General features: G+C 38.1%; 25 protein-coding genes. 14 read left to right on the top strand and 11 right to left on the bottom strand.

The annotated features are described in order from the left end of the window. The first annotated feature begins 8 nt into the window (after nucleotides 1–8). Together DHD80_RS01060 and DHD80_RS01055 are read left to right on the top strand one after the other, a co-directional pair. Nucleotides 9–629: an L-threonylcarbamoyladenylate synthase gene (locus tag DHD80_RS01060; protein WP_251739029.1), complete on the top strand. Its 621-nt coding sequence runs from the start codon at nucleotides 9–11 to the stop codon at nucleotides 627–629. Nucleotides 630–729: 100 nt separating this feature from the next. Next, a complete protein-coding gene (locus DHD80_RS01055; RefSeq protein ID WP_251739028.1) occupies nucleotides 730–1,566 on the top strand; it encodes an alpha/beta hydrolase in 837 nt (278 codons plus the stop codon). A gap of 271 nt (nucleotides 1,567–1,837) precedes the next feature. Here DHD80_RS01055 and DHD80_RS01050 read toward each other — a convergent pair whose 3' ends face one another. From DHD80_RS01050 to DHD80_RS01040, 3 genes are all read right to left on the bottom strand, one after another. Next, nucleotides 1,838–2,695, bottom strand: a complete 858-nt coding sequence (locus tag DHD80_RS01050) for an OmpA family protein (RefSeq protein ID WP_251739027.1) — start codon at nucleotides 2,693–2,695, stop codon at nucleotides 1,838–1,840. A 97-nt stretch (nucleotides 2,696–2,792) separates the two neighbouring features. Then, nucleotides 2,793–3,785, bottom strand: coding sequence for a glycosyltransferase family 2 protein (locus DHD80_RS01045; RefSeq protein WP_251739026.1), 993 nt, complete (start codon nucleotides 3,783–3,785; stop codon nucleotides 2,793–2,795). Further along, the gene (locus tag DHD80_RS01040) at nucleotides 3,786–4,232 is read right to left on the bottom strand and encodes a type I restriction enzyme HsdR N-terminal domain-containing protein (protein ID WP_251739025.1); all 447 of its coding nucleotides are present in this window, start codon (nucleotides 4,230–4,232) and stop codon (nucleotides 3,786–3,788) included. Nucleotides 4,233–4,317: 85 nt separating this feature from the next. Between DHD80_RS01040 and holA the strand changes: the two genes are divergently transcribed. From holA to DHD80_RS01005, 7 genes are all read left to right on the top strand, one after another. Continuing rightward, nucleotides 4,318–5,319: a DNA polymerase III subunit delta gene (holA, locus tag DHD80_RS01035; protein WP_251739024.1), complete on the top strand. Its 1,002-nt coding sequence runs from the start codon at nucleotides 4,318–4,320 to the stop codon at nucleotides 5,317–5,319. After that, entirely contained in the window at nucleotides 5,319–6,221 is a 903-nt protein-coding gene (locus DHD80_RS01030) for a 1,4-dihydroxy-2-naphthoate polyprenyltransferase (protein WP_251739023.1), read from the top strand. The genes holA and DHD80_RS01030 overlap by 1 nt, the downstream gene beginning before the upstream one ends. A gap of 91 nt (nucleotides 6,222–6,312) precedes the next feature. Then, on the top strand, nucleotides 6,313–6,993 hold the full coding sequence (locus DHD80_RS01025; protein WP_251739022.1) for a metal-dependent hydrolase: 681 nt from the start codon (nucleotides 6,313–6,315) through the stop codon (nucleotides 6,991–6,993). Next, complete coding sequence (locus DHD80_RS01020; protein ID WP_251739021.1) at nucleotides 6,993–8,027, top strand: o-succinylbenzoate synthase; 1,035 nt, start codon at nucleotides 6,993–6,995, stop codon at nucleotides 8,025–8,027. The genes DHD80_RS01025 and DHD80_RS01020 overlap by 1 nt, the downstream gene beginning before the upstream one ends. A 7-nt stretch (nucleotides 8,028–8,034) precedes the next feature. Beyond that, the gene (locus tag DHD80_RS01015) at nucleotides 8,035–8,979 is read left to right on the top strand and encodes a type II CAAX endopeptidase family protein (RefSeq protein ID WP_251739020.1); all 945 of its coding nucleotides are present in this window, start codon (nucleotides 8,035–8,037) and stop codon (nucleotides 8,977–8,979) included. A gap of 62 nt (nucleotides 8,980–9,041) precedes the next feature. Then, on the top strand, nucleotides 9,042–10,139 hold the full coding sequence (locus DHD80_RS01010; protein WP_251739019.1) for an AMP-binding protein: 1,098 nt from the start codon (nucleotides 9,042–9,044) through the stop codon (nucleotides 10,137–10,139). Between the two features lie 13 nt (nucleotides 10,140–10,152). After that, on the top strand, nucleotides 10,153–11,466 hold the full coding sequence (locus DHD80_RS01005) for a M24 family metallopeptidase (RefSeq protein WP_251739018.1): 1,314 nt from the start codon (nucleotides 10,153–10,155) through the stop codon (nucleotides 11,464–11,466). Here DHD80_RS01005 and DHD80_RS01000 read toward each other — a convergent pair. Further along, nucleotides 11,456–13,096 (bottom strand): M1 family metallopeptidase, encoded by a 1,641-nt coding sequence (locus tag DHD80_RS01000; protein WP_251739017.1) that lies wholly within the window; start codon nucleotides 13,094–13,096, stop codon nucleotides 11,456–11,458. The two genes, DHD80_RS01005 and DHD80_RS01000, sit on opposite strands and share 11 nt — an antisense overlap. Nucleotides 13,097–13,154: 58 nt before the next feature. After that, the gene (locus DHD80_RS00995) at nucleotides 13,155–14,783 is read right to left on the bottom strand and encodes a carboxyl transferase domain-containing protein (protein ID WP_251739016.1); all 1,629 of its coding nucleotides are present in this window, start codon (nucleotides 14,781–14,783) and stop codon (nucleotides 13,155–13,157) included. 175 nt (nucleotides 14,784–14,958) lie between these two features. Here DHD80_RS00995 and DHD80_RS00990 point away from each other — a divergent pair, with 175 nt between their 5' ends. The 4 genes from DHD80_RS00990 to DHD80_RS00975 all read left to right on the top strand — a co-directional run bounded on the left by DHD80_RS00990 (nucleotide 14,959) and on the right by DHD80_RS00975 (nucleotide 17,904). After that, entirely contained in the window at nucleotides 14,959–15,138 is a 180-nt protein-coding gene (locus DHD80_RS00990; RefSeq protein ID WP_251739015.1) for a CAL67264 family membrane protein, read from the top strand. After that, complete coding sequence (locus tag DHD80_RS00985; protein WP_251739014.1) at nucleotides 15,138–15,617, top strand: DinB family protein; 480 nt, start codon at nucleotides 15,138–15,140, stop codon at nucleotides 15,615–15,617. The genes DHD80_RS00990 and DHD80_RS00985 overlap by 1 nt, the downstream gene beginning before the upstream one ends. A gap of 59 nt (nucleotides 15,618–15,676) precedes the next feature. Then, nucleotides 15,677–17,368 (top strand): energy-dependent translational throttle protein EttA, encoded by a 1,692-nt coding sequence (ettA, locus tag DHD80_RS00980; protein WP_251739013.1) that lies wholly within the window; start codon nucleotides 15,677–15,679, stop codon nucleotides 17,366–17,368. Between the two features lie 335 nt (nucleotides 17,369–17,703). Beyond that, nucleotides 17,704–17,904, top strand: coding sequence for a hypothetical protein (locus DHD80_RS00975; protein ID WP_251739012.1), 201 nt, complete (start codon nucleotides 17,704–17,706; stop codon nucleotides 17,902–17,904). On the opposite strand, the gene DHD80_RS00970 is transcribed toward DHD80_RS00975, so the two are convergent. Both DHD80_RS00970 and DHD80_RS00965 read right to left on the bottom strand, forming a co-directional pair. Further along, nucleotides 17,874–18,107, bottom strand: a complete 234-nt coding sequence (locus DHD80_RS00970) for a DUF1456 family protein (RefSeq protein ID WP_251739011.1) — start codon at nucleotides 18,105–18,107, stop codon at nucleotides 17,874–17,876. The two genes, DHD80_RS00975 and DHD80_RS00970, sit on opposite strands and share 31 nt — an antisense overlap. Then, nucleotides 18,107–19,411: a DUF2254 domain-containing protein gene (locus DHD80_RS00965; protein ID WP_251739010.1), complete on the bottom strand. Its 1,305-nt coding sequence runs from the start codon at nucleotides 19,409–19,411 to the stop codon at nucleotides 18,107–18,109. Before DHD80_RS00965 ends, DHD80_RS00970 begins: the two co-directional genes overlap by 1 nt. A gap of 198 nt (nucleotides 19,412–19,609) precedes the next feature. Between DHD80_RS00965 and DHD80_RS00960 the strand changes: the two genes are divergently transcribed. Then, complete coding sequence (locus tag DHD80_RS00960; protein ID WP_251739009.1) at nucleotides 19,610–20,059, top strand: Hsp20/alpha crystallin family protein; 450 nt, start codon at nucleotides 19,610–19,612, stop codon at nucleotides 20,057–20,059. Nucleotides 20,060–20,170: 111 nt separating this feature from the next. Here DHD80_RS00960 and DHD80_RS00955 read toward each other — a convergent pair whose 3' ends face one another. The 4 genes from DHD80_RS00955 to DHD80_RS00940 all read right to left on the bottom strand — a co-directional run bounded on the left by DHD80_RS00955 (nucleotide 20,171) and on the right by DHD80_RS00940 (nucleotide 25,323). Next, entirely contained in the window at nucleotides 20,171–21,388 is a 1,218-nt protein-coding gene (locus DHD80_RS00955) for a hypothetical protein (RefSeq protein ID WP_251739008.1), read from the bottom strand. 91 nt (nucleotides 21,389–21,479) lie between these two features. Beyond that, nucleotides 21,480–23,483, bottom strand: coding sequence for an excinuclease ABC subunit UvrB (uvrB, locus tag DHD80_RS00950; protein WP_251739007.1), 2,004 nt, complete (start codon nucleotides 23,481–23,483; stop codon nucleotides 21,480–21,482). Nucleotides 23,484–23,581: 98 nt separating this feature from the next. After that, the gene (locus tag DHD80_RS00945; RefSeq protein WP_251739006.1) at nucleotides 23,582–24,418 is read right to left on the bottom strand and encodes an ABC transporter permease; all 837 of its coding nucleotides are present in this window, start codon (nucleotides 24,416–24,418) and stop codon (nucleotides 23,582–23,584) included. Next, a complete protein-coding gene (locus DHD80_RS00940) occupies nucleotides 24,418–25,323 on the bottom strand; it encodes an ATP-binding cassette domain-containing protein (RefSeq protein ID WP_251739005.1) in 906 nt (301 codons plus the stop codon). Before DHD80_RS00940 ends, DHD80_RS00945 begins: the two co-directional genes overlap by 1 nt. Between the last annotated feature and the right edge of the window lie 11 nt (nucleotides 25,324–25,334).

Raw genomic sequence — 25,334 nt, 5'->3', positions numbered from 1 at the left:
ATTAAATTATGGCAGAATTGTTAAGAATCTACGAGGAAAATCCCAACCCAAAACATATTGCCAAGGTTGTTGAAGTTTTGCGCAATGGAGGTTTAATTATTTATCCCACTGATACTGTTTATGGATTAGGCTGCGATATCACTAATAATTCGGCTTTGGAAAAAATCGCCCAACTTAGGAATGTAAAGCTGGAGAAGGCTAATTTTTCATTTGTTTGTGAAGACCTGAGCAACCTTTCAGACTATGTAAAACAAATTGACACCGCTACTTTCAAAATATTAAAAAGGTGTCTTCCAGGGCCCTACACATTTATTTTGCCTGGCGGAAACAATTTGCCCAATGTTTTTAAGAAGAAAAAAACGGTAGGAATTAGAATCCCCGATAACAATATTTGCAAAGCGATCGTAGCAGCCCTCGGAAATCCCATTGTATCTACTTCAATAAAAGATGAAGATGAAGTGTTGGAATACACAACCGAACCTGAATTGATCAAAGAAAAATGGGATAATAAAGTGGATATTGTGATTGATGGTGGAGCAGGAGGGAATATCGCATCCACGGTAATCGATCTTTCAGCTGCCGAACCTGTAATAATTAGAGAAGGCAAAGGAAGTATAGAAATCATGTAGCGTCTTGGCACATTATTATGTAAAAGCGTTAAAAGCGTTTTAAAAGAGGGTTTCTTTTCTGAAAGGAAACCCTCTTTTATTATATTAAGAAAAAACAGTTATGAGTTATATAGAAACAACCAGTATTGAAAAAGGAAAAAATGTAAAACTCTATTATCAGGATTATGGAGAGGGCAAACCGGTAATATTAATACATGGTTGGCCATTAAGCCAGGCGATGTGGGAATATCAGGTGGATGAAGTGGTGAACGCAGGATTCAGATGTATCGCGTATGATCGCCGGGGTTTTGGTAATAGTGATAAACCCTGGGGAGGTTACGATTATGATACGCTTGCAAAAGATTTAAACGACCTCATTGAGAATTTAGGGTTAAAAGATGCGATTATCGTAGGATTTTCTATGGGTGGAGGTGAAGTTGCACGATATATAGGAAACTACGGAACTTCAAAAATATCCAAAGCTGCCTTAGTTTCTGCAGTACCACCATTTATGCTGAAAACTTCTGATAATCCTGATGGGATTGAGAGAGAAGTCTTTGAAGATTTTAAAGCTGAAATTAAAAAAGACCGACCTGGATTTTTAGCTGGATTCGGTAAAAACTTTTTGAACTTTAATAAGAATAAAGATAAAGTGAGCGAGGAAATGGCAGATTATTACTGGTCCATTGCCTGCAAAGCTTCACCTAAGGCAACCCTGGATTGTATAGATTCTTTTGGATTTACCGATTTTAGGGAAGATTTAAAGAAGTTTGATGTTCCAACCTTAATTGTTCATGGTGATGCTGATGAAATTGTACCTATAAATGTTGCAGGAAAGAAAAGTGCAGAGCTTATTACGAACAATACTTTTAAGGTTGTCACAGATGCGCCACATGGGCTGGTGCTAACCCACACCAATGAATTCAATAAGATTTTACTGGATTTTCTTAAATCCTAAATCAATTAAACAGATTTAAAATTTTGAATAAAAAATTGATGAAGAAATTGGGGCTCGTAAATGAGCCCTTTTTTTACTAAATGCTCAACAACGGCAAGTTTGAGGAAGGTTAGAAAATTAGCTGATACGATCAACTATTCTGATAGAATTAACTGTACAGGGACTTTTCTATCTCTTCTAAAATAATATAAAATATTAAAAATCAATATTTTAAACTATAAAAATAAAAAACCCCGCGATTGCGGGGTTTTCAATATGAATGTTTCAGAAATTAGTTCTGATTTTGCTGATCAGCATGCGTTGCCTGCTCCATTCCTTCTTCGATCATACTATAGAATTGATCTAATTTAGGAAGTACAACGATTCTTGTTCTTCTGTTTTTAGCACGGCCCTCAGGCGTATCGTTGCTGGAAAGTGGTACATAGTAACTTCTACCAGCAGCCGTCATACGAGCTGGCTCAACACCAAACTCATCCTGAAGAACCCTTACAACAGAAGTAGCTCTTTTTACACTAAGATCCCAGTTATCCTGGAACATTGCAGTGCTAATAGGCTTATCATCTGTATGTCCTTCTACCATAAACTCGATGTTAGGCTTGTTTTTTACTACTGTGGCAACTTTACCAAGTACTTCTTTTGCACGTGCAGTAACATTGTACTGGCCACTATCGAATAAAAGTTTATCTGAAATAGAAACATATACTACCCCTTTTTCAACATTTATCTCGATATCCTCGTCGTTTAGGTTCCCTAAAGCTCCTTTTAGGCTGGTGACCAAAGCAAGTGTTACAGAATCTTTTTTGTTGATTGCATCCTGCATGGTACGAATGGCAAGATCTTTTTCCTTGATACTTTCTAAAGAACGTTCCATGTTTTCAGCTTCCTTTTTAGAAAGCGTAGCTAAATCCCCAACATTATTTAATAACGCAGCATTTGTGTTATTAAGCCTGGAAATATCTCCCGTCATTCTCTCCTTGTCTTCAAGACAGGCATTCAGTTTAACGGTGGCAGAATTAAGTTGGTCCTGAGTTTCTCTTTGTTTGGTTTCCAGTTCATTGTATTTTTTCTGTGAAACACATGAAGAAAGCAAAATGGCTGTAGATGCCATCAAAAGCATGATTTTTTTCATAATAGGTTTCTTAATAATTTAAATTTGTTAGATCGATCAAAAATATCAAAAAAATTACGAGTCCGAAAGCGATTTTAACATTACTTTCTGAAAACGATTATATTTGGTCAAATTTCGATTTTCTTTTAATAAAATGTGCATATACAACGGAAGTCGCATTGTAATATTTTTCTGAATTCTCTAAAACTTTTCTTTTTCTTTTCATAACTGAAAAATTTCTATAAAAACTAAGGTGCGCTTTGAATATGGCGGAAATGTGATTCAGCTTTCCTTCAAAAAGAAATTTCACCGCAGCAACACCATCTAAAATCATCCTTGCAAAAAGGATAATATATAAATCTTTTATGGGAAGGTTCTTTAATAACATATAAAGGCTGTTGCGATAATTGAAGAAGGTTTTTTTAGGATTCAGTTGTTGAAGCGTGGCGCCGCCAACATGGTATACCTTAGATTTTGGTGTGAATTTAATAGTGTAACCTTTATTGTGCAGCCTCCAGCATAGGTCGATCTCTTCCTGATGTGCAAAAAAATCTTCATCCAGTCCGCCATATTTATTAAAAATTTCAGTTCTAATCACGAGGCAGGCACCACTTGCCCAGAAAACTGGAATTTCCTGGTCATACTGTCCTACATCTTTTTCAAGTGATTCAAAAATTCTTCCGCGGCAATAAGGATAGCCAAATTTATCGATAAAACCCCCAGCAGCACCGGCATATTCAAAATAGTCCTTCCTTCTGTAATCGAGGATCTTAGGCTGAATTGCTGCTACATTTTCAAATTTTTCAAAAATACTTAAAAATGGTTTCAACCAATTTTCGGTTACTTCCACATCGCTATTCAATAATACCGAAATATTTTCAGGAATTCTTTTCAAGGCCTGATTATAGCCACCTGCGTAGCCGAGATTTTCGGCATGCTTAATTATTTTAATTTCAGGATAGTGTTGCTTTAGAAAGGAAACAGAACCATCAGTAGAATCGTTATCGATTACATAAAGGGCAGCCTGTTCAGAATATTTTACCACGGAGGGCAGGAATTGTTTTAATAATTCCTTTCCATTCCAGTTCAAGATGAGTACCGCTATATCCATTTATCGATTAAATTCAGGAAGATCTTTTAGAAAAATATACGTTTCAGCTTCAAAATCCATTTTACAAAAGAAATGTTCGATCCCATTGGTGATCATTAAAAAGTTTGCCTTGAGCGTAGAATTATAACGGGCGATCTGGTCGAAGGTGTGCTGGGTAATCTTAACCTTTGGCGCTTTACATTCTACGATGAGGTTTACATTGCCTTCCGGTTCAAAAACCACGATATCATATCTTTTGGTAAGATCTCCCAGCTTTAATTGTTTCTCCACGTTGATCAAAGACTTCGGGTAATTTTTTTCATTTTTTAAAAACTGAACGCAATGTTGCCGCACCCATTCTTCTGGAGTTAGAATGACAAACTTTTTCCGAAGGTCATCAAAAATGGCTATTTTATTTTGATTATTTTTGAAGCGAAACGAATAAGCAGGGAAATTCAGTTTTTGCATAGGTCAAAAATAAGAAGTTTAAGCTTGTTAGCGAAAACCGAATACAATTGGTTTACTTTGACCTTAGTTTCCACAAAAATCCTTTATGGACGAAGCCAAAAAGATTGTTACTGATATTCAAAAAGGGCAAATTCATCCTATCTATTTTCTTATGGGTGAAGAACCCTATTATATCGATAAAATTTCTGAATTTATATCCAGTACTATTTTAACTGAAGAAGAGCGCGGTTTTAACCAAATGACCGTGTATGGCCGGGATGTAACGATAGATGATATTGTGGGCCATGCCAAGCGATATCCAATGATGGCCGAACGGCAAGTGGTGATCGTAAAAGAAGCCCAGGACCTTTCCAGGACTATTGAAAAATTAGCTGCTTATGTTGAGAACCCCCAGCTTACCACGGTTCTGGTTATTTGTTATAAATACAAAAAATTAGATAAACGCAAAAAACTGGGAAAACTCATTGCCAAAAAAGGAGTTTTATTTGAAGGAAAGCGACTTTACGAAAATCAGGTGGGGGACTGGATCATTAAAACTTTAAAAAGCCGGGGATACAGTATTTCTCCCAAAGCATCGCAAATGTTGGTGGAATATCTGGGAGCAGATCTAGGGAAAATCGATAATGAACTGCAAAAATTACAACTCATATTCCCCCAAAGTTCCACCATTACTCCTGAGAGTATTGAAGAAAATATTGGGATAAGTAAAGATTTCAACAATTTCGAGTTACGAAATGCCATTGGCACGCGGGATTCTTTAAAAGCACATCGTATCATTAATTATTTCGCACAAAATCCGAAGGACAACCCCATTGTAGTCACAGTCTCCCTCTTGTTCTCTTATTTCTCACAGATACTCCAGTACCACGGTTTACCAGATAAATCTAAAGCTGTGGTCGCAAAAAGACTGGGGATAAATCCTTACTTTGTAAATGATTATGTAATTGCTGCGCGAAATTATCCCATGAAGAAAGTAAGCCAGGTGATAAGTTTGATTCAACAAACCGATGTAAAAAGCAAAGGCGTGGGAGCCAATATTTCACAAGGAGATCTTTTAAAAGAACTTCTGGTTAAAATTATGCATTGATGAGAAGAATTTCAACCTGGGTCAGTGCGGCAAGGCTTCGTACACTTCCTCTTTCGATTTCAGGTATTTTCGTGGGAAGTGCTTTGGCGGCAAAGGCCGGGAATTTTAATTTTTCTATATTCACTCTGGCGTTGGGAACAACCTTAGGTCTTCAAATTTTATCAAATTTCGCTAATGATTATGGCGATGGGATCAAAGGAACCGATAATCATGAAAGGGTTGGGCCACAAAGAGCTTTGCAAAGTGGGTTGATCACACGCAAGGAAATGCTCTGGGCAATTGTTATCACCGTGATCGCCACTCTCATCATGGCCATGCTATTGATCTATGCCTCTTTTGGTTCAAAGAATATTATTGCCTCCGTTTTCTTTTTCATCTTAGGACTTGTCTCTATTGCAGCAGCCATAAAATATACTGTTGGAAATACAGCGTATGGCTATAGGGGAATGGGTGATATTTTCGTTTTTATTTTTTTCGGGTGGGTAGCTGTCTATGGTTCTTATTACTTATATCAACAGGATCACGCGTGGATTAATTTGCTGCCAGCCACCGCCATCGGGCTGCTTAGTGCCGCAGTGCTGAATATTAACAACATGCGGGATCGAAAATCTGATAAAAATGCAGGGAAGATCACTCTCGTGGTAAAATTGGGGAAAGAAAAGGCCAAAACATATCACTACCTGTTGGTGGTAGGTGCTTTGTTTTTTCTGCTTATTTTTTCAGCAATGGTATCCCGTGAATTGAATGATTTCCTTTATATTTTCGGTTTTATCCCGCTTATCATTCATATTTTTAGAGTGGTAAAGAACGAAGATCCAAAAGAACTGGATCCGGAATTAAAAGTGGTGGCGCTTTCCACTTTTTTTATTTCCATTCTTTTTGCGGTGGGTATCCTTCTTTAATTTTTAGCTTGAGTTTAACAAAATTATATAGAGCTCAAAATCTCAGGTTTAGGGTGGATTTCTTAAATTAAAAAACCAAAAACGAATTGTTATGAAAATTACATTTTACGGTCATAGTAGCCTGGGGTTAAAAATTGAAGATATAAATATTATTGTTGATCCATTTATTACGGGGAACGATAAAGCAAAAGATAAAGTTGACATTAAAGATGTAAAGGCAGATTATATCCTGTTAACCCATGCGCACCGGGATCATATTTTGGATGTAGAAGCCATTGCCAGAAATACGGAAGCAGTGATCGTTAGTAATTTTGAAATTGCCAGTCACTATGAAGCCAAAGGTTTCGAGGTTCATCCCATGAACCACGGTGGAAGCTGGGAATTTGAATTCGGGAAAGTGAAGTACGTAAATGCAATTCACACCAGTTCCTTTCCAGATGGTGCTTACGGCGGGCAACCCGGGGGATTTGTGATCGAGGGGGAGCATAAAAATATTTATATCGCCGGCGATACAGCGCTTACTTTCGATATGAAATTAATCCCTATGCGTATAAAACTTGATCTTGCCGTATTGCCTATTGGGGATAACTTTACCATGGGTATTGAAGATGCCATCATCGCAGCAAACTTTATCGAATGCGATAAAATTCTGGGTTGTCACTATGATACTTTTGGTTATATTGAAATTGACCATGAGGAGGCAAAAAGAAAATTTTATGAAAAAGGAAAAGATCTTATGCTTCTAGAAATAGGTGAGTCTATAGAATTATAATGCACGCAACATATCATAAGTATAATTTAAAATTTAAACGCCCCAGCGGAACTTCCCGGGGCGTCCTTACTGAAAAAGAAACCTGGCTTCTTCAGATTTTTGATAAAAATCGCAAAGGTATTGGGGAATGCGGAATTCTACGGGGTTTGAGCTATGATGATCGTACAGATTATGAGGAAAAGCTGAAATGGGTCTGTGATCATATCTCGTTGGGCGAAAAAGAGCTTTGGGAAAATTTAAAAGAATTTCCAAGTATCCAGTTTGGGGTGGAAATGGCTTTTAAAAGTCTGGAATCTGAAAACCCATTTTTATTATTTCCTTCGGAATTTACTAAGGGAAAGTCTGGAATGGAGATCAATGGTTTGGTTTGGATGGGAGAACCAGACTTCATGAAAAAGCAAATTTCAGAAAAAATTAAAGCCGGGTTTTCCTGTATAAAACTGAAAATTGGGGCAATAGATTTTACTGCTGAACTTGAATTGCTCAAACAAATACGGACTAAATTTTCCGAAGAAGAAATTGAAATTCGGGTTGATGCCAATGGAGCTTTTAAACCTACTGAAGCTTTACAGAAATTGGAAAAGCTTTCCAAATACAAACTTCACAGTATCGAGCAACCCATCAAACAGGGCCAGGTGGAAGCAATGCGGAAACTCTGTCTTCAAACGCCCTTGCCCATAGCTTTAGATGAAGAATTGATTGGCATTACCTCTGTAACAGAAAAGGAGGAACTTATACTAATAATACAACCTCAATATGCAATTTTTAAACCCAGCTTAATTGGTGGTTTTCGCGGCACTAGGGAATGGTTAGAAATTTGCGAAAATAATAAGGTGGATTGGTGGATTACCAGTGCTTTGGAGAGTAATGTGGGATTAAATGCCATCTCCCAATGGACATATACTTTAAATCCCAAATTGCCCCAGGGATTAGGCACGGGAGGCTTGTATACCAATAATTTTGAATCTCCGTTAGAAGTAGAACGTGGAAAATTTAAATATGATCCATCGAAAGAATGGAACTTTAATCTATAGTAAATAAATGTTTATAAGTCAGGTTTTTAAGTACAAGCATGAATTCTGGAGATATCTTTTAGGTTCCGCAATCATTTTTATGGGTGTTATGCTAGGGCAAATTCCTATCACCGCAGCTCTTTTCTTTTCCATAGATCTAAAGGAATTGGCAAATATGGATGAAAGCGAAATGCTGGCGCAATTAGACCCAAACCTCTCTCTTTTTCTTATGTTGCTCGTTTTTGCGGTAGGCCTGGTTTTCATTTTGGGAGTTGCCCGGTTTTTACATAACCAGCCAATTAGAGCCTTGACTACCAGCAGACCAAAAATTGACTGGAGCAGGTTTTGGTTTGCTTTTATATTGGTAGGATGTGTTCTCCTCGTCCTGACCTTAGCCGATTATTTTATGAATCCCCAGGATTATGTACTCAATTTCCAGCCCATCCCATTTTTGATCTTATTGGTGATTGCGGTGATCTTTATTCCGTTGCAAACAAGCTGTGAAGAATATCTCTTTAGAGCTTATTTAATGCAGGGAATTGGAGTGATGGCGCGCAATAAATGGTTGCCTTTAATCATAACTTCTGTAATCTTCGGGGGTTTGCATTTCTTTAATCCCGAAGTGGAGAAAATGGGAAATATCATCATGGTCTATTATATAGGCACCGGGTTCATGCTTGGTATTCTCGCTTTAATGGATGAGGGGATTGAACTCGCTTTAGGCTTTCACGCCGCGAACAATTTAATAACCGCATTGCTTGTCACTGCAGACTGGACCGCGTTCCAAACTTATTCCATTTTCAAAGATATTTCAGAACCCACTGCCGGCCTTGATATATTACTTCCTGTACTCGTTATTTATCCTATTTTCTTGTTCATTTTTGCGAAAAAATACAAATGGAATAATTGGAAAGAAAGATTATTCGGCAAAGTTGAGGAACCTGCAGAATTGAAAGTTTCCGAAGAATTTTAAATAGTTCATATCTATTTGTTAACTTTAATTTGTTTGTAATCAATTAACTTTGGTTTTGACCCATGCCATACAAATTTCAAATTCCGGAAACCCATCCTAATTTCAGGTTAAACAAGCGTCATTATTCTAATTCAGAATTGCGACAGGTTGCCAAACATTTTATTGAAGAAGGCGAGCCTTATGAGGAGAAAGTTGGTAATTTTCTTTTGGACTGGTTAAAGCCTCAAGCCTATATTTTTGCACATACTTCCGGGTCTACAGGCGCGGCGAAAAAGATCAAATTGTATAAAATGCACATGGTGCATTCCGCAAAAGCGACCGCGAAATTTTTCAAGCTGGAAGAGAACAGCACGGCTTTGCATTGCCTGCCTTCAGAATATATTTCCGGTAAGATGATGCTGGTTAGGGCCATGGTTTTAGGCTGGCAACTCGATTTAGTGCCTCCTACATCAAATCCACTGGATCAAATTTTTAAGGTTTATGATTTTTCTGCGATGACGCCTTTTCAATTAGATAATAGTATCGCCAGGCTTCACCTTATAAAAAAACTGATCATAGGAGGCGGAACGGTTTCTCCTAAATTGAAGAAAATGGTTGCCGATTCTGAAAGTGTGATTTATGAAACGTATGGAATGACCGAAACCTGCAGTCATATTGCGGCGAAACGCTTGAATCCGAAGAAAAAGAAAAATACAAAGAGGCCTTTTAAATTAATGCCGAATATTAATATTTCCCAGGATGATCGTGGATGTTTGGTTGTAAAAGCCCCTAATATTTTAGATGAAGTCATTATCACCAATGATATGGTGGAAATTGTAACGTATAAAAAGTTCTTTTGGAAAGGTAGATTTGACAATGTGATCAACTCTGGCGGGGTGAAATTATTCCCTGAACAAATAGAACGAAAACTGAATAAAATCCTTGACAACCGGTTTTTTATAAGTTCCATGAAAGATGATGCATTGGGTGAGAAGCTGGTATTGTTTGTAGAAGAGGATTTTTCAGAAGAAAGATTAAGTCAATTGGAAGAAAATATCTCTAATCTTAAAGGACTCGGTAAGTACGAGCAACCAAAAAAGATTTATCTTATAAGGAAGTTTGAAGAAACCCCCAATGGTAAAATTCACCGGGACAATACAATTCGAAGCCGCGTGAGCTAATCCTAAATATTTTATGAAGAAAATTATAATTCTAGCCTTTATGCTCTTTTTCGGTGTGGGGCATTCCCAGGTTTTGCCTGAACGTGAAAGGTCAAAGGTCATCGATGAGGTGCTGGCCGAACGTTTTGACCAGGTGCTTCCGGGGTTGATGGACCGCAGTGGGATCGATATGTGGATTTTAATAAGCCGGGAATATAATGAAGATCCTGTTCTAAAAACCATGCTGCCTTCTACCTGGTTACATGCACGACGCAGAACCATTCTGGTATTTAATCGCATTAAGGAAAATGACTCTGTAGAAAAACTGGCAATTGCGAGGTACAATATTGGGGAAAATATTACTTCAGCCTGGAATAAAGAAGAACAACCCGATCAATGGAAAGCCTTGATGGATATTATTTCTGAAAGGGATCCTCAAAAAATTGGCCTGAATTATTCAAATCACTTCGGAATCGCCGATGGAATCGTAAAAACCGATCATGAAGATTTTATGGCAAATTTACCGGAAAAATTTAAAGAAAGAATAGTTTCTGCGGAAGACCTTGCGGTGGGCTGGATCGAAACCCGAACCTTTCGGGAAATGATCCTGTATAGCACTTTGGTGGAAATCACCCATGATATCATTGCAGAAGCTTTTAGTGCTGAAGTGATCAAGCCGGGAGTAACCACCACAGATGATTTGGTTTGGTGGCTTAGGCAAAAAGTGACCAATATGGGACTGGAAACCTGGTTCCATCCAACGGTAGATATTCAGCGTAATGAAGAGGCTTTGGTAGATCATATTACCGCATTTTCAGATGAGAACGGGAGTAAGCTCATTCAGGAAGGCGATCTTTTACATTGTGACTTTGGAATTACATATTTGAGATTGAATACCGATTGTCAGCAAATGGCTTATGTTTTAAAGAAAGGTGAAACCGCTGCTCCGGAATTTTTAGTGAGCGCATTTAAAAAAGGAAACGATCTTCAGGATATCCTGACTTCAAATTTTGAAGAAGGACTTAGCGGAAATGAGATCTTAAAAACCAGTTTAGATCAGGCTGAAAATGCCGGGTTAAAAGCCAGTATTTATACGCATCCTTTAGGCTTATACGGGCATTCTGCCGGGGCAACCATTGGTATGTGGGATCAACAGGATGGAGTTCCGGGAACCGGGGATTATCCACTATATAAAAATACTGTTTACGCCATCGAATTAAATACCGAGGTTAAAATTCCCCAATGGAATAAAAGTATAAGAATTATGCTGGAAGAAGCCGGGTTTTATGGAGAGGATGGATTTCGCTATGTAAACGGAAGACAAAGAAATCTAATTCTTATTGATTAGCTTCCTTTTTCACCTCCACATAAAATTCCAAAGAATTTAATTCAATTTCATCAACTTCAGCATCTTCCAGTTTTTGCCATGCTGAAGTCGCGTTGAGCCGAATTTCTTCTTCATCTACGAAAACATCTACAGGCATTTTAAAGTCCTTTACATCAGCTTGCCATCTATAAAGTACAGCATCATCAGCGGCTTTTAGTTCCAAAATTGGAAGAGCGGTTTTCCGAAGATATTGCTCGAAAACAGGTTTTAGATCAACCTCTGTAGCCGCATCAAAGAAATCTTCCATCTGTTTAGAATCGATGGTTTGATGTCTAAAAGTTTTGGTATAATCCCTTAAAGTATTCCACCAAAGTTCATCGTCGTTGTAAATACTTCGAATGGTATTTAATAGATTGGCACCTTTAGAATACATATCGCTGGAACCTTCAGCATTTACACCATATTCTCCAATGATTTTTGTCTTATTTCCTATGTTATTTCGAATTCCTTTGAGGTAAGCCAGCGCGTCTTCTTTTCCCCACTGGCATTCAATAAAAATGGATTCAGTATAACTGGTAAAACCTTCGTGGATCCACATATCGGCAATGTCATTAGCGGTTATACTGTTTCCATACCACTCATGACCAGATTCATGAATAATGATAAAATCCCAACGCAAACCAATCCCGGTACCGGAAAGATCACGGCCTAAATAACCCTTTTGATATTTGTTTCCATAAGCCACGGCAGACTGGTGCTCCATTCCCAAATAAGGGGTTTCTACCAGTTTATAGCCATCTTCTTCAAAGGGATACGGACCCATTTTTTCATAAAAACAAGCCATCATATCCTTAACTTCCTCAAATTGTTGTTTTGCTTTTTCAAGATTGTAGGGCAGGACATAATAATCCAGGGTGAGATCATTATAGGTATCTGAAAAATGCTCATAATTAGCGATATTGAGCATAATATTGTAATTATTGATAGGGTTTACCACTTTCCATTGCCACTCGGTAAAACCATTACCTAAATCTTTTTCACCAACCAATCTACCATTGGAAACATTCATTAAACCGTTTGGAACTGCAATATCGATTTGCGCTTCCTCCGGTTCATCGCTTTGGTGGTCTTTATTTGGATACCACAAACTTGCCCCGGTTCCCTGTACGGCAACACCCACCCAGGGGTTTCCATCTTCATCGGTTTCCCACACAAATCCTCCATCCCAGGGTGCATTTTTCGCCACCTGCGGATTCCCATGATAATAAAACTGAAGTGAATCTTTGAGCCCTTCTTTTAAAGCTTCGGGAAAATCGATAAAAACAGCGTTAAATTCCCGTTTGTAGGCGAGCTGGTTTTCAGCATAAACAATCGAATCGATTTGCATATTCTCAAAAAGATCCAGTTGCATCGTGCTTAAATCATTTAAAACTTCAAAAGAAATAGTATTAGAACCTGAAATAAATTTTTTATCGGGTTCAACTTTTAGCTTCAGATGATATTTTAAGACATCATAATTGGTCCTTTCAGGTCTTAGAGAGCCTCGAAGTGAATCTGCCTGGGTGAAATGCGTATGATTTAAACCTACGACCTGGGCATTTAAACTAAGTGTGGTCGTTATTAATATAAAAGTTAGTAGGTTTAATTTCATTAGTTAAAATTTAAGTTGAAGTAATAACAAATTATCTCCCTTGGGGTTAGAGGAATTTTTAAGTTTGAATAACCCCTAAATTAAAATCTTTCTCAATGGGTGCATGGTTTGCAGCCTCAATTCCCATAGAAAGCCACTTTCTGGTATCTATAGGATCAATGATCGCATCTGTCCACAATCTTGCAGCTGCATAGTAGGGTGAAGTCTGCGCATCATATCTGGCCTTGATTTTATCAAAAACTTCTTTTTCTTTTTTTTCGTCTACTTGTTCGCCTTTTTTCTGAAGGGAAGCCGTCTCAATTTGAGCTAAAACCTTAGCGGCCTGAGTGCCGCCCATTACGGCAAGTTCTGCGCTGGGCCAGGCGAAAATAAGCCTGGGATCGTAGGCTTTTCCGCACATGGCATAATTCCCTGCTCCGTAAGAATTGCCAATAATCACGGTAAACTTTGGAACTACCGAATTGCTTACTGCGCTCACCATTTTAGCACCATCTTTAATAATGCCGCCATGTTCACTTTTACTACCCACCATAAATCCGGTAACGTCCTGGATGAAAACCAGTGGAATTTTCTTCTGGTTACAATTTGCAATAAATCGGGTGGCCTTATCGGCAGAATCAGAATAGATCACTCCGCCAAATTGCATTTCTCCTTTTTTGGTCTTCACAATTTTCCGCTGATTGGCTACAATTCCTACGGCCCAACCATCAATACGAGCGTAACCCGTTAGGATAGTTTGACCATAACCCGCTTTGTATTCTTCAAATTCAGAATCATCTACCAGTCTTTTGATGATCTCGTGCATATCGTATTGATCACTTCTTTTCTTGGGTAGAATCCCATAAAGTTCAGCAGCATCAAATTTTGGTTTTATAGATTTTTTTCGGTTAAAACCTGCCTTATCAAAATCACCAATTTTATCCATGATATTTTTGATTTTAGTAAGGGCATCTGCATCATCTTTCGCTTTATAATCGGTTACTCCGCTAATTTCACTATGCGTGGTGGCACCGCCCAGAGTTTCATTATCGATACTTTCACCAATGGCTGCTTTTACGAGGTAACTTCCGGCAAGAAAAATAGATCCGGTATTTTCAACAATTAAAGCTTCGTCGCTCATAATAGGCAAATAGGCACCCCCGGCAACACAACTTCCCATCACCGCCGCGATCTGGGTAATACCCATACTGCTCATTACCGCGTTATTTCTAAAAATCCTTCCGAAGTGTTCTTTATCCGGAAAGATCTCGTCCTGCATTGGGAGAAAAACTCCTGCGCTATCTACGAGATAAATAATGGGCAATCTATTTTCTATGGCGATTTCCTGGGCTCTTAGATTTTTTTTTCCAGTAATGGGAAACCATGCACCTGCTTTTACGGTCGCATCGTTAGCTACCACGATACACTGTTTTTCTGAAACATATCCAATTTTAACCACGACACCGCCGCTGGGGCAACCACCGTGCTCTGTATACATGCCATCACCTGCAAAAGCACCAATTTCAATAGCTTTTTTGGGATCATCCAAAAGAAAGTCAATTCGTTCCCTGGCGGTCATTTTACCTTTGGAATGATGTTTTGCAATTCTTTTTTCTCCCCCTCCTAACTTTACTTTCGCTAATTTTTGTTTGAGGCTGGAAGCAAGCAGTTTATTATGATCTTCATTTTTATTGAAGTTGATATCCATATATTTTGAACTTTTTATAGAAAATAGATTATTTTGATATAAAAATTATTAAAAATTCCTTTCTTAGAAGAATATTTTTGCGAATAGTAGTGTGATCACTGTTTGGCTAAAATACAAAAAGACGCCAATTGAAGAATCATTTAAATAGACGATATTTGTTATTAATCACGGATTTATGGGAATGAATAAAAACACCATTTTTGGGTGGGCATCTTTTATGATGTTCATTATTGGAGCGGCATTGGTTTTACTCGGGGTTTTAAAATATATTGAGTACGCTATAGGATTTTCTACTGCCGGAATTGGTTTTTTTGCAATTTCCTGGGTTTTTAACGCTTTAAAAGGCAGGGTATAATGCAATTTTCTAATCGGGAACGAGATCTTTTAATTAAACATCTGGAAGGCGGCCAGGCATTTATTTCTATTGATAAAGTCCTGGAAAATGTGCCTTTTAGTAAACTGGGGAAAAGGCCTTCAGGCTTGCCGTATTCTTTTTACCAGATCTTCTGGCATATGGTTTATGCTCAAAAAGATATTCTGGAATATACTGTTTCTGAAATCCACAAAGATAGAAACTGGCCTGATGATTACTGGCCAAAGCAAACCGGTCCTGAATCGCTGGATGAGTGGAAACAATTGAAAGAGGATTATTTTAAAGATCAAAAAGAATTAAAAGACGTTATCAATAATTCTGAAATCGATTTGAGTACTTCGGTTTTAAATTCAGAAATGCACAGTTACTTCAGGGAAATACTACTCATCATCGAACATAATTCCTACCACACTGGACAGCTGGTAATTTTAGGGCGTTTATTGAATGAGTATTCCTCTTGAAAATTCTGAAATTTTCAGGATATTTGCGCTTCAGTTAAATAAATTCAAAAATCATATAAATGGCAGACGATAATAAAGTAATATTTTCGATGTCTGGAGTGACCAAGTCTTTTCAAAAAACAGGTACTCCGGTTCTTAAAAATATATATCTCAGTTTCTTTTACGGGGCAAAAATTGGAATCCTTGGATTGAATGGTTCGGGAAAATCTACCCTACTAAGCATCATTGCAGGAAAGGATCAAAATTACCAGGGTAATGTGGTCTTCTCCCCAAATTATTCCGTGGGAATGCTGGAGCAGGAACCCAAACTGGATGATGAAAAAACTGTTTTGGATGTGGTAAAAGAAGGGGTTGCTGAAACTGTTGGCATCTTAGACGAATATAACAAGATCAATGATATGTTTGGTCTTCCGGAAGTTTATGAAGATGCTGATAAGATGCAAAAGCTTATGGATAAGCAGGCTGAACTTCAGGATAAGATCGACGCTACCAATGCCTGGGAACTGGATACCAAGCTTGAAATAGCCATGGATGCCTTGCGTACGCCTGAGCCGGATAAAAAGATTGGGGTGCTTTCCGGAGGGGAGAGAAGGCGGGTTGCGCTTTGTAGGTTATTGCTGCAGGAGCCTGATGTATTGTTGCTGGATGAGCCTACGAACCACCTGGATGCCGAATCTGTTCACTGGTTAGAACATCATTTATCTCAATATAAAGGAACTGTAATTGCCGTAACCCACGATAGGTATTTCTTAGATAATGTTGCAGGTTGGATCCTTGAACTGGATAGAGGGGAAGGAATTCCATGGAAAGGGAATTATTCCTCCTGGTTAGATCAAAAATCAAAAAGACTTGCCCAGGAACAAAAACAGGCGAGCAAACGCCAAAAAACTTTGGAGCGAGAGTTGGAATGGTCGAGAATGAATCCCAAAGGAAGACAAGCGAAACAAAAAGCACGTTTGAATAATTATGATAAATTAATGAGCCAGGATCAAAAGCAAATGGACGAAAAGCTGGAGATCTATATACCAAATGGTCCAAGACTGGGAACGAATGTGATCGAAGCTAAAGGGGTTAGCAAGGCTTTTGGGGATAAATTATTATATGAAGATTTAAATTTCAAATTGCCACAGGCAGGAATTGTTGGGATTATTGGACCGAATGGTGCCGGTAAGACCACCATTTTTAAGATGATCATGAATGAAGAAGAGCCGGATAAAGGTAGCTTCGAGGTTGGGGAAACTGCGAAAATATCTTACGTAGATCAAAGTCATTCCAATATTGATCCTGAAAAAACCATCTGGCAAAACTTTAGCGATGAGCAGGAATTGATCATGATGGGCGGGAGACAGGTAAATTCCAGGGCTTATTTGAGCCGATTCAATTTCAGCGGAAGTGAGCAAAACAAGAAAGTGAATATGCTTTCCGGGGGTGAGCGAAACAGGTTACATTTGGCCATGACCTTAAAAGAAGAAGGTAATGTCCTGCTTCTGGATGAGCCTACCAACGACCTGGATGTAAATACACTTCGTGCTTTAGAAGAAGGTTTGGAAAATTTCGCCGGCTGCGGGGTGATTATTTCCCACGACCGTTGGTTCCTGGATAGGGTTTGTACCCATATACTTGCTTTTGAAGGCGATTCCCAGGTTTATTTCTTTGAAGGAAGTTTTTCTGAATACGAGGAGAGTAAACAAAAACGACTGGGCGGTGATTTAATGCCGAAACGAATTAAATATAAAAAATTAGTGCGATAGTTTTTGGAATAAGGCCTTCGACTCCGCTCAGGCTGACAATATTCTTGACTACGCTACTATTGACATATATTTTGGTTACGTATTATAGACCCTGAAACCAGTTCAGGGTGACGATGCTGGTTTTTAAAATTGCCGTCAATGGTAACTTGTTTCAGCATCTTATTAGATATACTAAAAAACACGTTCAATTTCCTACGCTAGAAAATTTTTTCAGGGATCTCAGGCTGACATTTTGCTTTTGACTGTGATGGGGATGAAATTTGCCTTCGACTCCGCTAGGCTGACATTTGACTGGTGACAGCGCTTGAGCTAGGGACTTATTAAATAAAAAAGGAATGAGAATTACTGCTAATTCTCATTCCTTTTTTAATTTTGCTTACCGCTTACCGCTTACCGCTTACCGCTTACCGCTTACCGCTTACCGCTTACCGCTTACCGCTTACCGCTTACCGCTTACCGCTTACCGCTTACCGCTTACCGCTTACCGCTTACCGCTTACCGCTTACTATTTCTTCGGCATGGGGCCACGCAAATGAATGATGAGTCCGTCCAAAAAATTGCGCAAAAACTGATCCCCGCATTCCATATATTTTTCGTGGCCTTCTTTGCGGAAAATAGCTCCTAATTCACTTTTACTCACTTTAAAATCTACGAGGCTACAAATTTCCACAATATCATCATTGGTTAATTTATGTGCCACGCGAAGTTTTTTAAATATATCGTTATTGGTTAATCCCATTAAGCTTCAGTTTTAGGTTGTGGTAAATTTAGCCTTTTGGCGAGTTTTTTTATATGATTCACATCAACTTTATTGTTTATTGCTTTTTCAGCATCAACCAGTAAATTTTGGGCTTCGGCATTAATACTGTCTTCATAACTCTCATTTTTGTGTTCCTGTTTTTGTAAATAATAAAACATGAGCAATAATTTTTGAACAAGGATCACATCATGCTTACAATAAGTGCGTATGGAAGCCATAATGTTGTAAAGCATTATATCGAAGTCTACGGTGTTCAGTTTAACAAAAATCTTTCCTTCTCTTATAATTTTGCTGGTATCCTTTTTCTTCATGCGCAACGCCAGCAATTCAGAAAGGTAATCTATCCCATTAATAGCAGTTCCCGGATCGTTAATCCCCGGTGACATAGCTTTTACGATGATTTCTGTAATTTGTTTAAAAGCAAGGGCATAATTATCGGCAACCAGTTCTTCCCTGGCAAAATTGAAATTAGGATGAATTTTATTTTCAATTTTTTTATCAATTTCTCTGTTAGTTTTAAACAGAGGGATGCCGTGTAGCACAAATATTCCTTTAACCGGTAAAATATGGATCAATATATCATGTTTCTGGCAAATATCTACAAGATTAGTAAAAGAGATATTCTGAAGATACCCGCTTTTTTCTGAATAGTATTCACTCCAATCGCTGGTATCGGGAAACTCCTGAAGATCATCTTCTTCATGTTCTATTAGATCATTTAATCGTCTTTTGGCAGTGGCATAAATATTCTGAAGAATATTACTAATCTGAATACTCTGGGAGATATTATGTATAAAATAGATAAAGGCCCCAATACTAACAACAGTTTCGAGAATACCCAGCAAAACAGAAAATCCGGGAATTTGATATTTATCCCCTGTGGGCTGAATGGAAAAAAGTACGAAAATGCAGTAAATAATCGTAAAAAGATAAATTCCTAAGATTATCTGATGTCTTTTGTCACTAATCAATCCCGGTAAAAGACGTGGTGAATAATTACTGGAAGCCTGACTTAATAAAAGCATCACCATGGAAAAACTAAACACCACCATGGATATTAATCCGGAAATTAAAGAACTTAGGATGGTCATCGCCGTGTCCCCGTTGTCGACTACAAGGATGGGGAAATGCTCAATTAAGTATTTTGAAATTCCCAGGTTTTCCAGGTAAAGCATCAAAATGGCAAAATGAAATCCCAACAATGCAAATACGGTGGGGTAAAAAGCGATTTTACTTTCAACCACGTTAAAAAATGAACGTGTTCTATTGTATAATTCCTTCATGAATTCAGTTAAGGTCTGATAAAGTTAAGAATATCGCATTAGAAGGAAATGATTTCCGTAATTTTTAAACAAACATGACATTAAGACATGTTTAAAACAATCAATTCAGACAAATTAGCAGGTAATTCTAAATGGTATTTTGTTTGTTCTCTTTCTTGAAAATTTTAAAAATTATTATTAACCTAAAAACTTATAGTGATGAGCTTAATTAAAAGAAACGAAAATCAAACAGGATGGTTGCCTTCAGTTTTTGATGATATGTTTAGGACTGATTGGTTGGGTGATAATGCGGTGATGAATAATATTGGTAGAAATGTTCCCGCCGTAAATATCCATGAAAACGATGATTCATTTGAAGTAGAAGTGGCGGCACCGGGTAAAACCAAGAAAGATTTTGATATTGAGGTAGAAAACAATATTCTAACAATTTCTTCTGAAGATAAAGAAGAAAAGGAAACTACCGATAATAATGGCAGGTGTACGCGAAGGGAATTTAGTTACAGTAATTTCAGGCGAGTCTTTACCCTTCCCAATATCGTGGAAAGTGAAAAAATTAATGCCACTTATAATGATGGGGTGTTAAAGATTTCTGTTCCAAAAAGAGAGGAAGCAAAGGCAAAACCAAAACGCCTGATTGAAATTAAATAAATTCTTATCGTACTTTTTAAGTACATGAGCTTGAAGAATTTAAGTAATTTTATTATCATTAGACCTTCCAGGTTTTCAAAACCTGGGAGGTCTTTTATTTTAAATCAGTTTTTAGTAATCTATCAAGAGCCATCTATTTCCGGCACTTTGTATGGTAAATATTTGCTGAGGTTTTATCGACACTATTTTTGAATTGGTCTTTACATCGAATAAATCATCACTCCCTGAAAATATAAAAGATTTCTCAGAATTCCCTGGCCAGTTAATCAACCTTATAATTCTTCCTTTGTTAACTGAGGAAGGTGGAATGACAATCCCGGATATCTGATTGTTGATCCTTAAACTACCAATTTCATCAGTGATCACAAAATCCCCTGTTGCGCTAGTAGTTGATGAATAATTTTGAAATCCGGGATTGGTCCATGAAACCTGTCCGCTGGAATTGGTCGCCATCACCTGTCCTTCCAGTCCGCGATTTAAAGGAAGTACATATTCAGTTTCTGTGGATGTTCCAATGCCGACCCTTCCCACAAAATAGCCGGCAAAGACATTACTATTCGCATCGCCCAGTGCAATACTATATATTCCGAAAATATTACCTACACCCTGAATACTTCCAATTTCAGAATAAATACCATAGTTGTTACTTTTAGCTCCAAATGTTCTACCTACCCGATTGAAAATTCCGTAAATGTCGTTGGTGCCAGTATTTTGATAGCTTTCATTAAAAATTCCATAATGAATTCCCGTTCCCGTACCTCCAACATTATTTTTGAAACCATATTTATTACCATTGGTGGCACTTCGATTATCGCTGATAATACCGTAAGTAGTTAAATTATCTGTGGCAGAATTTGCGTTATCTACCTCCAATCCCTTCTTCAAAGTAAGATCTTTTCCCGCACCAATGGCAATTTGAAGTCTGGAAGAAATTTGATCTGTCCCAATACCAATGCTTGCATCGCGATAGATATTTTCTGAAATATTATTCGGACTTTGAGATGTTCCCGGTTTATAAAAATTTGCGGTACCGCTATCCACGGAAAGGGATTTCCATTTACTATCGGTTGCGTTCCAAAAATAGAAGCCAGAGTTAAATCCTGTAATATTTTTGGATAGGAACGCCAACATCCCATGCTGACTTGGATCAGGATTTTCCGAAGGAAATTTTTCGATCCGGGGAATCAATAAACCATCAATGGCGGCAGGATTAGCCGCATTGGTCGCAATAATATCTAATTGGGCTTTAGGATCTGTTGTACCAATCCCAACCTGGGCAAAGGCAAAATTGATCGCGATAAGCGTAGTGATAATGCATAAGTTTTTCATAGCAAATAAAGGTTTATTTACCACTTCAACATTACTAAATGTCTTAGAGTTAACTAAATATAAAATAAATTATAAATAGAGATTCTTAAAATTATGCTATTTCTTCGAGCTTGCCCTGAAGTGATTTAATCTCATCGCGCAACTTTGCAGCCTGCATGAAATCGAGCTCTTTTGCGGCAGTTTCCATAGATTTTCTCTTCTCTCTGATCCTCTTTTCGATCTGGGGTTTTGTTAAATATTCAGGTTCACCTTCCGCAGCTTTGAGATCCAGGGATCTTTCGAAATCGTAAATGTCCAGTTTTTGTTTAACCAGGGCACTGTCAAATTTCTTATTGATCGCTGTGGGGGTAATATTATTTCCCTTATTATATTCGATCTGTTTTTCCCGGCGATATTCAGTTTCATCAATGGTTTTCTGCATGCTCGCAGTGATTTTATCAGCATACATGATCGCTTTTCCTTCCACATGCCTTGCGGCCCTACCAATGGTTTGGGTAAGGGATCTATTACTTCTCAAAAATCCTTCTTTATCTGCATCAATAATGGCGACCAGTGAAACTTCCGGTAAATCTAATCCTTCTCTTAAAAGGTTAACTCCCACAAGCACATCGAAAATTCCTTTTCGTAAATCCTGCATGATTTCCACGCGTTCCAAAGTATCAATATCAGAATGTATATAACGGCAACGCACATCGATTCGGGTGAGGTATTTCGTGAGTTCTTCAGCCATTCTTTTGGTAAGTGTTGTAACCAGGATACGCTGGTCTTTTTCTACGCGCACATGAATTTCCTCGATCAAATCATCAATCTGATTCAAACTTGGTCTCACCTCAATTATTGGATCCAATAGCCCCGTAGGTCGAATTACCTGTTCCACATACACCCCTTCACTTTGCTGAAGTTCATAATCTGCAGGGGTAGCACTTACGTAAATCACCTGATTTTGAAGAGCTTCAAATTCTTCAAATTTTAGCGGACGGTTATCCATCGCGGCAGGAAGTCGAAAACCATAATCCACCAAAGTTTCCTTTCGGGAACGGTCACCACCATACATAGCATGGGTTTGCGGGATCGTTACATGGCTTTCGTCTACAATCATCAGGTAATCATCCGGAAAATAATCCAGTAGGCAGAAAGGGCGTGTGCCGGGAAGCCGGCCATCCAGATATCTTGAATAATTCTCAATTCCCGAACAATAGCCCAACTCACGAATCATTTCCAGATCAAAATTTGTTCTTTCATCCAGTCGTTTGGCTTCCAGCGTCTTTCCAATTTCCTGAAAATAGGTGGTTTGTTTTACCAGATCATCCTGAATTTCCCTGATCGCCCCCTGTAGCACATCTGGAGAGGTCACGAACATATTTGCGGGATAGATATTCAGGCGTTCATATTTTTCAATAATATCGTTGGTTCCCGGATTAAAAGCTTCAATTTCTTCAATTTCATCCCCAAAAAAATGAATTCGGAAAGCATTGTCAGCATAACTTGGAAATACATCTACCGTATCCCCTTTAATTCTGAAATTTCCGCGGGTAAATTCGGCTTCGGTACGGCTGTAAAGGCTTTGTACAAGGCTTTGTAAAAATTTCGTTCGCGAAATTTGCATATCCCGCTGTATTGAAACCACATTCTTTTTAAATTCTACCGGGTTTCCAATCCCATATAAACAGGAAACAGAAGCTACCACGATCACATCCCTTCTTCCGCTTAGAAGCGAGGAAGTGGTGCTAAGTCTTAACTTTTCGATCTCCTCATTGATGGAAAGATCTTTTTCGATATAAGTTCCAGAACTGGGAATAAAAGCTTCCGGCTGATAATAGTCGTAATAGCTCACAAAATATTCCACGGCATTTTCAGGGAAGAACTGCTTAAATTCAGAATAGAGCTGAGCTGCCAGCGTTTTGTTATGGGCAAGAACCAATGTAGGTTTTTGCACGTCTTCAATCACATTGGCCACGGTAAATGTTTTCCCGGAACCGGTAACCCCTAATAAAGTTTGATATCGGTCATTTCGGTTAAGCCCCTGAACCAGTTCTTTAATCGCGTTGGGCTGATCGCCAGTAGGTTTATAATCGGCTTGAATGCTGAATTTCATGTGGTATTGTTCTAAATCTAAGCTGCACGAAATTAAGCAAATATCAAGCCTTTATCAACTTTAGAAATGATTAGTTCTAGGCGGATTAAAATCTGTTTCTAGAGGTCTCTTTTCCGCAACAGCCAAAGGGATAAGTAGACAAAAATTAGAATCCAAACGATCACGATCAATAACTGGTACCAATGAATATTGTAATCGATATTAAAATCAGCTCCCATCTGGTTGGCCGCAGTTTGTACTGCTTTAAGTCTACTGAAGGGTTCTCTAATTAAATTCCCCATGGAGGCAAGTGGAAAAAACTGAAGTATATTATCAGCAATTTCAGTGCCTTTGAAAAACTTAAATTTCAACAGGGCATAAAAAATTCCTTCAAGAATATACCATACGATTAAAAAACCAAGGGCAAAGGCAGAACGTTTTACTAAAATGCCCAAAAACATACAGAAAGCGAAAAATCCGGTAAGTTTAATGAAATAAGCCAAAAGGTATTCAAGATCTGTAAAAACGATAGAGATTTCAGTAAAATCTGAAAAAGAATATCCCAATAAAATGGTGACGATAAAAACAAAAAACGAAGATATCCCGGCAAAAACCAGTACGGTTAGAAATTTGGAAAGGATAAATTCCTTTTTACTTAAACCGTCGATCAGGTTTTGTTTGATAGTTCTATTGCTGTATTCGTTGGACATCATGGAAACGATGACAATGGCCAGGAATAACTTCAGGAATGCGGCGATATAGGTATTAAAGTGCCAGATGTAGGGAAAGTTAAAAATACCCTGGTCTGCCACCCGAAATTCGATATTTCCAATATTAAATTCAATAGAGGCAATCAGGGCAATAAAGGTGATCAAAACGAAATAGGAGATGATCAAAATTTTTGCAGATCGACTATAGCGAAGTTTATTAAATTCTATTTCAAGTAATCGTAACATTAATTCTGGGAGGTTTGGTTAGTTAATTGAAGGAATTGTTCTTCCAGGCTTTCTTTTCTTTTCAGCAAAAAGGATAGCGATAATCCGTTTTTAAACAGATATTCGTTGATCTCATCAGCTTCCATGGGATCATCAAGAAATGCCGTAAGCATCCCTTCTTTGTCCACTATTTTACCAATTTTTGGGTGTTTGCCCAGTAAATTTTCAAGCTGGAGCATATCCTTTGCTTTTAGCTCAAAAAACCCGTGACTGCTCACAATTTCATCTACCAGCCCACTATATAATTTTACACCTTTCCGAATAATCACTACATGGGAACACACTTTCTCCACTTCATCCAGCAAATGAGAAGCCAAAAGGATCGTTGTTCCTCCAGAGGCAATATTTCGAATAATCTCCCGAATTTGGTGAATTCCCTGCGGATCCAAACCATTCGTGGGTTCATCCAGAATTAAAATCTCAGGATCGTTCAAGAGGGCAGAGGCAATAGCTAATCGCTGCTTCATTCCCAATGAAAAAGTCTTGAATTTACTGTCCTTGCGATCCAGCAGGCCCACTATTTCCAGCTTTTCCTTGATTTTTTTAGGATTTGTTCCCTTGATCTTGCAAACCAAAGCGAGGTTTTGGACTGCAGTCATGTAAGGGTAAAAGTTAGGATGTTCAATGATGGCACCTACTTTTTTTAAAGCATTATGCGTAGAAGTGTTTCCATCAAACCATTGATAATTTCCGGAGGATTTGTTTACCACATTAAGGACCATGCCCAGAGTGGTTGATTTTCCACTTCCGTTAGGCCCTAAAATTCCGTAGACATTCCCTTTTTCTATACTAAAGGAAAGTTGATCTACAGCGGTAATTTTTCCGAACTTTTTGGTTAGGTTGTTTAAGCTTAAAATTGTTTCCAAGATCGTTATAT

This window comes from Gramella sp. AN32, assembly GCF_023718305.1.
Lineage (GTDB): Bacteria > Bacteroidota > Bacteroidia > Flavobacteriales > Flavobacteriaceae > Christiangramia > Christiangramia antarctica.
This window is presented reverse-complemented; position numbering and strand designations above follow the sequence as displayed.